Source organism: Streptomyces lunaelactis, from assembly GCF_003054555.1.
Lineage (GTDB): Bacteria > Actinomycetota > Actinomycetes > Streptomycetales > Streptomycetaceae > Streptomyces > Streptomyces lunaelactis.
Window position 1 is genome coordinate 2745793 of the sequence record NZ_CP026304.1, and the last position, 12347, is coordinate 2758139.

The window sequence follows — 12347 nt, forward strand, 5'->3', positions numbered from 1 at the left end:
CCACGTCGGCCCGCCCAGCCCTCTTGTCCTGCTGATGCTCAGTCTGGTCATGGCGATCACCGCAGTCGGTCTCGCTGGCTATGGCTTCAGCACTCTGGCGCGGCAAGGCGTGAGGCGCTCAGGCATAGGGAACGTTCTCCGCAGTTCCGCTGCCCTCGCCGCCTCCATCGGAATCGCCATGTACGCCTGGGGCGCCCTCCACCTCGTGGGGGACGAGACGATGACTGTCCAGGCATGCCGCGATGCAGTCGGGAGGGAGCAATCAGCCGACATCGACCGATACGAATTCTCCTACATCCCGTTGCACCTGGGCTGCCACGTCAAAGGCGACGGCACATACGCCGCCGCCATCCCCGAGTACGTCAACCCCGCCATGCTGGGGCTGGCGGTCCTTACTGCTACTTTGACCATTTTCGCGGCCATCGAAGCGAAGCATCGCGGCAGACAGAACTACATGAAGGGAATGTCCACTTGAACACTCCGCATATATCGCGCCGTACCGTCCTCGCCCGCACCGCCGTGATCACCGGTGCCGCGATCGCCGCTTCCCTGCCCGCCTCGCAATTCCTGTCCTCCCCCGCCTATGCGGCAGGGAAGGACCCGATCCCCAAGGAGGTTCGCGAGGCGGTGGGCAGAGCGCAGGCACGGAATAGGCGGGTACTGACGGGCAAGCCGTCCCGCAACGGATGGGAGATGGAGAAGGTCGCGGACGACGGCGGCAACATCTACACGCGCCCTGTCCCGGGCACCCCCCTCGCGGGCGTCCAGGTGCGCATGGGCGACGCCGAGACGGTACTCGTCCACGTCATCCGTCGCTTCCACTACGAGATCGACGAACTCCGCAAGGGCGGCGTCGTCGGTTGGCGCTCCCCGGGGACCGTGCGGAAGGGGCTGCCGGAGTCCAACCAGGCGTCCGGGACAGCGGTGCAGATCCAGCCCGGCCATTACCCTGCCGGCACGCGCGGTGGCTTCTACCCCCAGCAGCAGGTGGTGATCCGGGACATCCTCGCCGAGCTCGACGGTGTCGTCCGCTGGGGCGGCGACGACAGCAAACCGGACGAAGCTCTCTTCTACGTCGACGTTCCTCCCGGCGACGCGACGTTGGCCAAGAAGGCCGCTCAACTCCGCAACTGGCAGGACGAGCCTGACAAGGGTGCGGGCACCCCCGTAGACGTGCTTGCCCGCGAGCGGCGCAACGCAGCCAAATCACTGGAACGCCGCCAGCAGAGACTTACGGCAGTTCGATAACGCGTCTCGGCCCCACAGACGACAGTCGCTGTCCGCTGACCTCACGAGCGAGGGATCCATGCTTTCTGGTCCGCGATAGCTCGCAAGGTCCGCCAGCTCGCCACGATGCCGACCGCAACCACCCTGGTGGCACTAGTCCTCATCAGCGCACCGTAAACGGCTGTAGCTTCGCCAGGTCTGGGCGCCGCCTTGTGCGGTGTCGGCCTCGCACCTGCAGGGATGTTCCCGTCTGGAAGGTCCCCGACCCCGCCGCCGCGCTGTCGGCCCGCACTTGCGGGGATGTTCCTGCGGACGCGGCGGCGGCCGCGACATGGGTCAGGGCAGGCCCGGACCTATGTTCTACCGGTGCCGGAGCGGTCATTGATCAGCTCACTGTCGGCCACGCACCTTGAGTCGGCCCCGCACCCGCGGCGATGTTCCGCCCCATGAGAGAGGCGATATCGGAGTTGTAGCGGATCCGTCCGCCGACGGGGGCTGCGCTCGCCGGCGTCGAACTGAACGAGCGTCCCCCTGGCCGACGGCCTGACCGGTCTGCCTCTCGCCATCGAACAGAGCCGACGACCGTACGCTCTGCGCGGCCGTAAGGCTGGGCACGAAGGCTTCGGGCACCCTGACTCCCGTCCTGCGGCTGATGAGCACACCAGCACCAGCTCCAGCACCTGCAGGGCCGTGTTCAGTTCGGGCCGTTACATGACGCTCCAGTACGCCCATCGCGGTCGCAATTCCCAAAGCGCCAAGAGCAAGTAGGACAGCAGAGCATTCGCGCCCGGCCCGGCAACCTCAAAGACCTCAGGCGGTCCCGCAGACGTACACACGCACCAGGCCGACCGTTGCGACCCGCTGGAATACAAACCACGGGGTCGCAGACACGGCGCCAGCATCACGGAACCCTGCCCGGACTGGACCACTCCCCCACAGGGGACGACGCCTCGATGCCAACCCAGCAACCCCCAAACGCACGACTTACACCGCATGCCCAGTTTGCCGGAAATCGGCGTCCCGAATTCTGTCCTGCCGATCATGAAGCCATGATCAATTGGGGCGACTCTGCCCTCTCGGCCACCCGACCAACCAGCAAAGTTGCTGGTCAGAAGGTTTCTCCACGCGTAGCGCGTAGTGGGGCGGGTGGGACTCGAACCCACGGCCGACGGATTATGAGTCCTTTGGGGATCTTGGCGGCCCTTGTCGATCTACGTCGATCTACGACGTTTTCGCAGGTCAGATGGAGCGAGCCGTGTCGGTACTGCTTCGTCTTTGTCGGTCTGTTCCTGTCCTTGTGTCCCGAAAGCGTCCCGGCCTGCGCTCGGCCTCCGAGTGCTTGGCCAGGCCACGGCCACCATGGCAGCCGACGGCCTTGCCGCTGAATGTCTTCGGCGGGAGTAAACCTTGCCTACGCCTGGAACTGTGCGGCAATTCGTTGCTCGCCGCCGCACGGTCGCGGAGATTCCCTATGACGGAGGTCACTCTCTTCGGGCTTGAATCCGGTAGTCAGGTACAGCCTTACGGTCGAGAAACGACGGCGACAGTGCTGATGATCGTGGAGGTGCCATGTCAGTTGCGGTGCAGGAGGGCGGATGCGGGTGCTGCGGTACCACCGCCGCAATATCTGCTGAGCGGTCCTCAGGGGCTATTTCGGCTGTAAAGGCGCGGCTGCTGGCCGGTGCCAAGCAACTCGGTATCGCCGACAGCGATCTGGCCGGCTTGGCTGAGGTGTACGACGGCGGGGACTGCGCGGCGGTGCAGGCACGCATGGCGCAGCTGGTGACAGCGCGGCTGACCGCGTCAGGGGCTCGGCTTGTGGAGCTGATCGAGCAGGCCGCCCGGTTGCAGGCCAGTCGGCCTGAGGAGGTGGCACAGGTGCAGGGTCGGATCGTCGAGTTGGGTGGCACGGTCGGACAATTGCAGGCCGCGGTCGCCCGGTTGAGCGGGTCTGCGGCCCACGGATTGTGCGGGCAGGACTGTGCCTGCGTGACGGCGGCTTCGGCGGTGACCGCGCCGCGGGTTCCGGCAGGCCGCATGGCCCTGTCGGCGGGCGCCGCGGCCGGTGGCGGGGCGGACATCGTGTGCACCCTCGACGGTGGCACTGACGCCATGCGCGATCGCATCACTGAGTGGCAGGCGGTCATCGGCCGCAGCACCGGGCGCGTGCCCGCGAACGGCGGGGTGACGCTGGCGTTCGACCACGACTCGGGGGTGGCGGTGGAGCTGGCCCGCTTGGCGGCGGCGGAGTTCGCCTGCTGCTCGTTCTTCACCTTCACGCTCACGATCGGGCCGATGGGGATGCAGTTCACGGTGAGTGCCCCCGATGAGGCCCGCGACGTGGTCACCGCGGTGTTCGGCACCGCCACCACCAGATCTGGAGAGAACTGATGGACCGCATCACCCACGCACCGCCGCCGGGCCGCCCGCAGGGCCACAGCCGCTGGTGGCAGCGGCTGCGCGAGTGGCGACTGCGGCTGTTGACGTGGAGCGGGTGGCCCTGCGGCGCCCTACACGCTGGACGCAGTGGTCGGATGTGCCGACTACTGCTACACCGTTACTGCTGCGACCGCTCGGCATCACCTGGCGCTGACGCTGCCTGGCCGGCGTCGCGGCGATAGGTGGAACGCAATCGCTTGACGTTCGACTCGACTCGAAGGTTTACGGTCGTGGCGTGAGTACGTATCGCATCTCGCAGCTGGCCAAGCGGTCCGGAGTTCCGGCGACCACGCTGCGGTTCTACGAGACCGCCGGCCTTCTGCCCGCCGACCGCACGCCGACCGGGTACCGCGTCTACGGGGATGACGCGGTGCAGCGGCTGGCGTTCATCTCCTCAGCCAAGCTCCTCGGGCTGCCGCTGGAAGACATCCGTGACCTGTTGGGTGTGTGGGAGCGGGGGGTGTGCGCGCACGTGCGGGCGCGGCTGCTGCCGCTGGTGACCGACCGTATCGCCGACGCCGACCGGCGCATCGCCGAACTCCAGGCGTTCACCGCTCACCTGACCGGCGTGCACCAGGAGCTGACGGGTCCCGCGCCGGAGGGTGCGTGCGGCCCGGGCTGCGGATGCGTCTCCACTACACCGGCCGGGCCCGTGCCGGTGGAGCTGTCCCTGACCCGGCCTGATCGGTCGGGGAGCGGGGGCGGCCGGGGGGAGGCCGGCGACCTCGACGAGTCGTGGCGACAGGCACCGGTCGCCTGCAGCCTGGCCGGTGCCGATCAAGAGGGGCGGGCCCGCCAGTGGCAGCAGTTGCTGGCCTCATCCACCGGTCGGGAGGACACCGGCGACGGACTGCGGGTGACGTTCCCCGCCGGCCCGGAGGTAGCAGCCGATGTGGCCCGGTTGGCTGCCGCCGAGCAGGACTGCTGCGCCTTCTTCGACTTCACGCTGCATCTGACTCCCACGGCACTGGTGCTGACCGTACGGGCCCCCGAGGCCGCCGATGCCCTGGTGGCCGAACTGTTCGGAGCGTTGACATGACCGAATCCCCTCCGCCCACCCGTCCCTGGTCCGCCGTCGGCGCCGGTGCCGCCGTTGTCGCCGCCTGCGCGGTGTGCTGCGCCGGCCCGCTGCTCGCCGTGCTGGGTGGCATTGGCGTGTTCTCCGCCATCGGCGCCTTGTGGGTCCCCGCACTGGCCGTGCTCACAGTCTCCGCCGTCCTCGGGGTGCTGATGGTGCGGCGCCGCCGTCGCTCCGCCTGCCGCACGAGCGGGAGCTCGGTCGACCTGGGCATGCCCGCCCCGGCCCCGCCGCAGGCCAAGGCCGATCCGGTACACCGCTGAGCGATCCGCTGCCCCACCATCTCTTGCCGGCGCCATCAGCCGGGCATGCCCGTCCCTGCTCTCGGAGGTACCCGCACGTGCGCACGATCCGCCCCCTCGCCGTGGCCATTGTGGCCCTGCTCGCCCTGACCGCCCTGACCGCCTGCAGCAGCAGCGGCGATGACTCCTCGGCCGAGTCCCCGGTCGCGCCCTCGACGCCGGTTGACGGCAGCACCTCGGCCCCGGCGGAGCGGTCGGCGAGCCAGTCGTCTGCTGCGCCGGCCGAGACGGCGAAGCAGCTGCGGTTCACCGCCAAGACCGTGGACGGCAAGGCCTTCGAAGGCTCCTCGCTGGCGGGCAAGGACGCGGTGCTGTGGTTCTGGGCGCCCTGGTGCGGAGAGTGCCGCCGCGAGGCACCCCATGTTGCCGCCGTACAGGCCGCCACCAACAAGGACGAGGCTGTCTTCGTCGGAGTCGCGGGACTGGGCCAGCCCTCGGATATGCGCGCCTTCGTCGAGGACTACAAGGTGGGTGCCTTCGAGCACATCGCCGACCTGGACGGCACCATCTGGAAGCGGTTCGGCGTCGTCCAACAGCCCGCCTACGCCTTCGTCGACGGCTCCGGCAAGGTAGGGGTCGTACGGGGCGAACTCGGTGAGAAGGCCCTGGCCGACAAGGTCGCCGAACTGACCGGCGACTGAACCGGCGGCCAAGGACCGATTCCCGTGAGTGAGACCCTCGCCTTCGCCCTGGCCGCGGGCGCCCTGGCCGCAGTGAACCCGTGCGGATTCGCGATGCTGCCCGCCTACCTGACACTGTTCATCGCCCAGAGCACGGACAGCGACGCACCCCCGGAGCGGCTGGCCGCACTCGGCCGGGCCCTGGCCGCCACAGCGGCGATGACCTTGGGCTTCCTCGCCGTCTTCGGGACCTTCGGCCTGGCGCTGGCTCCCATTGCCTCCACCGTGCAGCGGTGGCTGCCCACCGTCACCATCATCATCGGCGCCGCTCTGCTGCTCCTCGGTGTCTTCATGCTCACCGGCCGCAACATCCTGCTGCGCACCCCGAAACTGCAGGCCACGAAGAACCCCGCAGCCGGCCTCGGGGCGATGGCCCTGTACGGCGTCTCCTACGCGGTCGCCTCGCTGGGCTGCACCATCGGCCCCTTCCTCGTGGTGACCACCACGACATTCAAGGCCGGGGACATCACCACCGGCATCGGCGCGTACGCGGCCTACGCGGCCGGGATGGGGCTGGTCGTCGGCGTCCTCGCTGTTGCCGCAGCCCTCGCCCAGCAGTCCGCCGCACGCCTGCTGCGCAGGGTGCTGCCCCATATCACCCGTATCGGCGGCGGCCTGCTCGTCCTCGTCGGCGCGTACATCGCCTGGTACGGCATCTACGAACTGCGCGTGTACGCGGGCGGCAGCACCGAGGACCCCGTGGTCGACGCGGCCTCCGGAATCCAGAACACACTGGCCGGATGGGTCGACGCACTCGGGCCCACCCCCTTCGCGCTAGCCCTGCTCGTCCTTGTCGCCCTCGCGGGGGCGGCCACCCTGGTCGCTCGCCGCCGCTCCCGAACCAGGACCGCCCCGGGATCCACTGCCGAGAACAGCCCACCGATCCGCTCCTGACCTTCCCCGCAGACCAGGCCCCGATGACTTGCCACAATGACCGGGAGCCAGCCCACCAAGTCCCCGGGCGGCAACACAGAGCAAGGAGCCGTAAACGGTGTCGCAGGAACCGCAGGGTCTGGTCGAGCAGATGGAACACCACCAGGTCGCGGTCTACCTCGGAGCGATGGCGGTCGGCGCTGTCCTCGGCTGGGCAGCGCCGGACGCGGCTCCCACCCTGGAGCACGCCATCAGCCCTGTCCTCGGCACGCTGCTCTACGTGACCTTCCTGCAGGTGCCGGCTGTCGAACTGGTCTGCTCACTGCGTGGCGGACGGTTCCTGTCCGCCACGATGGTCGTGAATTCTCTCGTCGTGCCGCTGCTGGTCGCGGCGATGTTCACTTTCCTGCCCGCCGACCAGGCCGTGCGCTTGGGCGTGCTGCTGGTGCTGCTGTGCCCGTGCGTCGACTACGTGATCGTCTTCAGCGGGCTGGCCGGCGGCAACAGCCGCCGCCTGCTGGCATCCACCCCGCTGCTGCTGGTCGCGCAGATGGTGCTGCTGCCGGGATTCCTCTTCCTGTTCATGGGCTCGGGCCTGGCCGACATTGTCGAAGTCGGCCCGTTCCTCGAGGCGTTCCTGTTCCTGATCGTCATCCCGCTGGCACTTGCCTGGGCCACTCAGGCATGGGCGGCCCGCAGGCCCGCCGGGCAGAAGGTGTCCGACGCGGCCACCACGACGATGGTCTCGCTGATGGCCGCCACGCTCCTGGTCGTCGTCGCCTCCCAGATCCCCAAGCTCGGTGGCAGCCTCACCGACGTCGCTGCCGTGGTGCCCTTCTACGTGCTGTTCCTGGTGGTCATGGCGTTCGCCGGACGCGCCGTGGCCCGGCTCTTCCGCCTGGACGCCCCCGCCTCGCGGGCGGTTGTGTTCACAGGAGCCACCCGCAACTCCCTGGTCGTCCTCCCACTCGCGCTCGCCTTGCCGGACAACTTGGCTGTCGCCGCGGTCGTGGTGGTCACGCAGACGTTGGTCGAGGTCCTGGGCATGGTCGTGTACATCCGCGCCGTTCCCCGCCTCGTCCCCACGGGCAAGGAACCAACCCTCAGAGCCTCCTTGTAAAGACAAGGCCACTCGGCTGAGGGCCCGCACGCGTCCAACCGACCCTGTCCCGAAGCCGCCCCTCAGGGCTTCGGCCCGGTGGGCAACCTCGATAGCCGCGCACCACTGGCCGTGTCCGAGCTAACTACCCTGCTGCTCCTGGGACACGAGGCAACACCGAACGCCTTGCCGGTCACCGGCAAGGGCTTCGTAAGCCGACAGCCCTCGGAGCCTCGTGCCGCTGAGGGCACGCGCTGCGTTCCAGCACCAACTCCAGCACCTGCAGGACCGTTTTCAGTTCGGGCCGTTTAGCCCCGCGCTCCGGTCGACGGCAGCCCTCCGATCCAAAGGTTGCGCAGCAGCGCAGCACTCCGGGCGCCTGCCGCCACACCGCGCCGACTACGCCACCCACCGCCGGAGCGGTGTGCGCAGCCGGGACTCGATCGCCTCGGCAAGCTGGCGCCGAGGCAGCCACTTCCGATTCCCTGCGTCCTGCGAACGTCCCGAATGCGGCACCAAGCTCCTCACACGGGCCATGTGTGGCGGCCCCGGCGCCTTCAGCCGAGCACATCCATACAGGTCAGAGCCGTCTCGAAGTACCGTCGAGGACAACGCCGTTGAACTCACGAGCAGCGGATTCAGTCCGTTGGGCCAAAAGTTCTGAATCCGCGCTCGTGATGAGCCGTTTCTGCAGGTCAGAGGCCTTCACAGTGGGGCGGGTGGGACTCGAACCCACGGCCGACGGATTATGAGTCCTTTGGTGATCGTGACGGCCCTTGTCGATCTACGCCGATCTACGACGCTTTTGCTGGTCAGAGCGGGCGAGCTGTGTCGGTGCTACTTAGGATCAGCGACTCCATTAGCAATGAAGACAGTTCGTTAGCAGTGGATTAGCAAATCCGCAGCTTCCTTAGCAATGACTTCGAGCAGTAGCGGTCGGTTGCATGGCACTTCCGCCAGCCTGCGGGTCGCCGGTTCGACACGATGGTTCCGCGGTGGCGGCGAGCAGGGCGGTGTCGTCGTCGACCCGGTCGGGGGTGTTCAGCAGCTCCAGAGCCCGTTCGGTGATCTGCTGGGGGTCGGTGCGGGCGGCGGCGGGCAGCGCGCCGCAGGTCTGGCGCAGGGCCTCCAGGCAGTCGTCCAGGGGCAGCGCCCGGTTTTCCACCAGGCCGTCGGTGTATAGCAGCAGGCTGGTGCCGGGCGGGAACGCCACCTCGCGGTCGACTGGGGTGCTGCCCAGTCCCAGCGGCAGCGCCGGGGGCAGCTCCAGGTAGGCGGTGTCGGCGGCTACCAGCAGGGGCGGCAGGTGCCCGCTGGCGGCGTAGCGCAGGCGGTGGCGGTGTGGGTTGTAGACCGCGTACAGGCAGGTGGCGAAGCGTTCGGTGGCGAGCGACTGCAGGTAGGTGTCCAGCCTGGCCAGCACCTGGGCCGGGCCGGCGCCCTCCATCGCGAGGCTGTGCAGGGCGGAGCGGAGTTGGCCCATCACGGTGGCGGCTTCCACGTCGTGGCCCATGACGTCGCCGATGGCCAGCCCCACGGCACCGTCGGGCAGTGCGAGCACGTCGTACCAGTCGCCGCCGACCTCGGCGCCGCGGTTGCTGGCCCGGTAGTGGGTGGCCAGGCGCACCCCGGGCACCTGGGGCAGGCGGTGGGGCAGCAGGGCGCGCTGCAGGGTCAGGGCGAGGCGGCGCTCGTTGTGGTACCGGGTGGAGTTGTCGTAGGCCAGGGCCAGGCGGTGGGCGAGGTTCTCCAGATACTTGTGTTCGACCGCGGAGTAGTCGGTGTGCCGGACCAGTACCAGGGCCCCCAGTGTCTGGTCGTGGGCGTGCAGCGGCAGGGCCAGCACGGCGGCGTGCGGCGGGTGCGGGCCGGCTGGGGCTGGGGCGGTGCCGTCGATCGCGTGGGTGGCGGCGGTGGCCAGGGCCTCGCGGGCAAGAAGAGGGGTGCCGGCGATGTATGCCGGGGGCGACTGCGCCGGGGCGGGTGCCGCGGCGGTGAGGTGGATGCTGATCTGGTCGGCGAAGTCGGGCAGCAGGATCTGGCCGGCAGTCTGCAGTACCTGGTCCGGGTCGAGAGTGGCGGACAGCCGCAGGCCCGCGTCGGCCAGGGAGGCCAGCACGGCCAGCTGGTTGCGGGTCTCGGTCAGGACCTGTTCGCGCAGCCGGGACAGTTCCAACCCAGTGCGGACGCGCGCCAGCAGCTGGCGCGCGGAGAAGGGTTTGGCCAGGTAGTCGTCGGCACCGGCGTGCCGGCCCTGCACGGATTCCTCCTCGCCGGCGCGGGCGGTGAGCAAGACGATGGGCAGGCGGGCGGTGCGCGGGTCGGCGCGCAGCGCCCGGACCAGCTCGAAGCCGTCCATGCGGGGCATCATCACGTCGCTGAGCACCAGCTCCACCGGCTGCGCCAGGGCCATCTCCAGGGCGGCCCGGCCGTCGGCGGCGAGCAGCACGTCGTAGTCGGGCTGCAGGAGCTGGGTGAGGTAGGCGCGCATGTCGGCGTTGTCGTCGACGACCAGCAGGCGGGCCCGGTGGGGGCGGTCGGTTTCGTGCGGGCCGGGGCCGTGGGGGGCATCGTGGGTCGCGGGGCGTGCGGTGCGTGCCGCGGGGTGGCCGCGGCGGGGACGGGGTCGGCCGCCAGCCAGCCCAGCGCCTCGTCCACGTAGGCCGCGGCGCGGCCGGGTCGGCCGCCTCCACCTTCTCTGGGGGTTTCCTCGAGGGATCCGGCGCCGACCGCTGGCGGGTCCGGGCGGGGCCGGTGGGCGGCGGCGAAGGGGAGGTCCATGGTGACGGTGGTGCCCTGGCCGAGCCGGCTGTCCACGCCGACGGTGCCGCCGTGCGCTTCCACCAGGTCCTTCACCAGCACCAGGCCGAGGCCGCTGCCCTCGTGGGAGCGGGAGCGGGCGCCGCGGACCCGGTGGAAGCGCTCGAACAGGCGCGGCAACTCGTCCGCGGGGATGCCGGTGCCGGTGTCGGTCACGGTCAGCCGGGCCCGGTCGCCGGCCGCGGCCACCTGCACCCGGGCACCGCCGGTGAAGGTGAACTTCAGGGCGTTGCTGAGCAGGTTGAGGATGATCTTCTCCCACATCTCCCGGTCCAGGGACACCGGCTTGGGCAGCGGCGGGCAGTCCACCTCCAGCGTCAGCCCGGCCGCCTCGAAGGCGGAGCGGAACACCCCGGCCAGCTCGGCCGTGGCACCGGCGAGGTCGACCGGCTCGAGGGCCGGGCGCATCTGCCCGGCCTCGGCCCTGGCGACGTCCAGGAGGGTGTTGACCTGCTTCAGCAGGCGCAGAGCGCCGCGCTCGGCCAGCTCCAGCTGCTCGCGCCGCTCGGGCCGGTCCTCGTCGGCCAGGGCCTGCTGGAGCGGGCCCAGGAGCAGGGTGAGCGGGGTGCGGAACTCGTGGCTGACGTTGGCGAAGAAGGTGGTCTTGGCCCGGTCCAGCTCGGCCAGCGCCTCCGCCCGCCGGCGCTGCTCGTCGTGGGCGAGCGCGGCCGTCAGCGCCCCGGCCACGGCGGCGGCGAGCACCTCCAAAAAGTCCCTGTAGGCCCCGGCTGGCGGGAAGCAGGGGTTGACGCCCACCACCAGGACGCCCTCCACCTGGCCCGCACAGTCCAGCGGCAGGGCCAGCGCCTGCTCGACTGGGAGCCGGGGGGCCGCTGCGTGCTGCCCGGCCGTGTTGCCGCCGGTGAGCGCGGCGGCTGGCAGCGTGGCAGGGGCACCTTCGGCGACCACCTGCGCCAGCCGGGCCGCGACCTCCGACCCGTCGGCCGCACCCAGCGAGACGGCCTCGGGCGCCGGCCGGAGCCCTGCGGAGGCCGCCTGCCGCAGCATCCCCGGCTCGGAGGCCAGGTACAGGCCCAGGAACGGGATCTCCTCGGGATAGGAGCCCAGCACCTCCGCGACGACGCGGGCGACCTCGCCCGGGGTGGGCAGCCCGGCGGTGCGGGCGCCGGTCTCGCTCAGCAGGCGCAGTCGGCGCTCGCCCAGTACCCGGCCGGTGGTCTCGGTGATGATCTGCAGCACGCCGCCGACGGTGCCGTCGTCCAGCAGCACGGGCTGGAAGGCGGAGTCGAAGTAGCACTGTTCCGGAAAGCCGTGGCGCTCCATGATGAGCGGCTCATCGGGGATCAGCAGGGGCTTGCGGGTGTCGGTCACATAGTGGAAGTGGGAGCTCACGGGGTGGACCCAGACCTCGGGGAACACATCCTTATAGGGCCTCCCGAGCGCCCAGGGGTGTTTGGCGCCGACAATGGGTGAGGAGCCCAGGTTGTACAGCGTGGCGAATTCGGCGCCCCAGTACAGAGCCATCCCGTGCTCAGAGGTGAGCATGAGGCGCAGGGTGTCCACCAGGGGCCCCGGCCAGGACTCGGGGGGCCCGAGCGGCGTCGCCGCCCACTCGATCCCTGCCAGAAGCTCGCCGAACGCGCCGGCCTCGGCGAACATCCGGGCCGCCGCGGTGCGCGGGTCATCGGGCCGGGTCATCGAGAATTCTTCCTCCTGGCGCCTATGTGATCCGCCCGCGCCCTCCCAAGACCGCCGACGGCCACTCGCTGCGGACCTTCCGGGCAGATCGGACGCCGGATCCGACGGTTTTGGCTACGCTCCTGCCAGAATTGCAAGGTTAAAACGACTAAAACTGTGATTTGCCCAGC

Annotated in this window: 10 protein-coding genes; 8 read left to right on the forward strand and 2 right to left on the reverse strand. The window is 69.9% G+C overall.

Going from position 1 to position 12347, the window contains the following annotated elements:
* Nucleotides 1–34 precede the first annotated feature (34 nt).
* The 8 genes from SLUN_RS12485 (at nucleotide 35) to SLUN_RS12520 (ending at nucleotide 7719) form a co-directional block, all read left to right on the forward strand.
* The gene (locus tag SLUN_RS12485) at nucleotides 35–475 is read left to right on the forward strand and encodes a hypothetical protein (RefSeq protein ID WP_159100236.1); all 441 of its coding nucleotides are present in this window, start codon (nucleotides 35–37) and stop codon (nucleotides 473–475) included.
* On the forward strand, nucleotides 472–1248 hold the full coding sequence (locus SLUN_RS12490; RefSeq protein WP_108148561.1) for a hypothetical protein: 777 nt from the start codon (nucleotides 472–474) through the stop codon (nucleotides 1246–1248). The genes SLUN_RS12485 and SLUN_RS12490 overlap by 4 nt, the downstream gene beginning before the upstream one ends.
* 1749 nt (nucleotides 1249–2997) lie before the next feature.
* The gene (locus SLUN_RS12495) at nucleotides 2998–3618 is read left to right on the forward strand and encodes a hypothetical protein (protein WP_159100237.1); all 621 of its coding nucleotides are present in this window, start codon (nucleotides 2998–3000) and stop codon (nucleotides 3616–3618) included.
* Between the two features lie 283 nt (nucleotides 3619–3901).
* Nucleotides 3902–4705 (forward strand): heavy metal-responsive transcriptional regulator, encoded by an 804-nt coding sequence (locus tag SLUN_RS12500; RefSeq protein ID WP_108148563.1) that lies wholly within the window; start codon nucleotides 3902–3904, stop codon nucleotides 4703–4705.
* A complete protein-coding gene (gene merT, locus SLUN_RS12505; RefSeq protein WP_254710098.1) occupies nucleotides 4702–5007 on the forward strand; it encodes a mercuric ion transporter MerT in 306 nt (101 codons plus the stop codon). The genes SLUN_RS12500 and merT overlap by 4 nt, the downstream gene beginning before the upstream one ends.
* A 77-nt stretch (nucleotides 5008–5084) precedes the next feature.
* On the forward strand, nucleotides 5085–5687 hold the full coding sequence (locus SLUN_RS12510; protein ID WP_217505546.1) for a redoxin domain-containing protein: 603 nt from the start codon (nucleotides 5085–5087) through the stop codon (nucleotides 5685–5687).
* A 24-nt stretch (nucleotides 5688–5711) separates the two neighbouring features.
* Complete coding sequence (locus SLUN_RS12515) at nucleotides 5712–6620, forward strand: cytochrome c biogenesis CcdA family protein (protein ID WP_108148564.1); 909 nt, start codon at nucleotides 5712–5714, stop codon at nucleotides 6618–6620.
* Nucleotides 6621–6717: 97 nt separating this feature from the next.
* Nucleotides 6718–7719 carry an arsenic resistance protein gene (locus SLUN_RS12520; protein WP_108148565.1) on the forward strand — a complete coding sequence of 334 codons (1002 nt, stop codon included), beginning with the start codon at nucleotides 6718–6720 and terminating at the stop codon, nucleotides 7717–7719.
* A gap of 889 nt (nucleotides 7720–8608) precedes the next feature.
* Here SLUN_RS12520 and SLUN_RS41115 read toward each other — a convergent pair.
* The gene (locus tag SLUN_RS41115; protein ID WP_257153914.1) at nucleotides 8609–10165 is read right to left on the reverse strand and encodes a fused response regulator/phosphatase; all 1557 of its coding nucleotides are present in this window, start codon (nucleotides 10163–10165) and stop codon (nucleotides 8609–8611) included.
* Nucleotides 10069–12177 carry an ATP-binding protein gene (locus SLUN_RS41120; RefSeq protein WP_257153712.1) on the reverse strand — a complete coding sequence of 703 codons (2109 nt, stop codon included), beginning with the start codon at nucleotides 12175–12177 and terminating at the stop codon, nucleotides 10069–10071. Before SLUN_RS41120 ends, SLUN_RS41115 begins: the two co-directional genes overlap by 97 nt.
* Nucleotides 12178–12347 lie beyond the last annotated feature (170 nt).

Excerpts from the sequence above, each read along its gene's own strand:
- SLUN_RS12485 (WP_159100236.1), top strand. The coding sequence starts at position 35 with ATGCTCAGTCTGGTCATGGCGATCACCGCAGTCGGTCTCGCTGGCTAT.
- SLUN_RS12495 (WP_159100237.1), top strand. The coding sequence starts at position 2,998 with ATGGCGCAGCTGGTGACAGCGCGGCTGACCGCGTCAGGGGCTCGGCTT.
- merT (WP_254710098.1), top strand. The coding sequence starts at position 4,702 with ATGACCGAATCCCCTCCGCCCACCCGTCCCTGGTCCGCCGTCGGCGCC.
- SLUN_RS41120 (WP_257153712.1), bottom strand. The coding sequence starts at position 12,177 with ATGACCCGGCCCGATGACCCGCGCACCGCGGCGGCCCGGATGTTCGCC.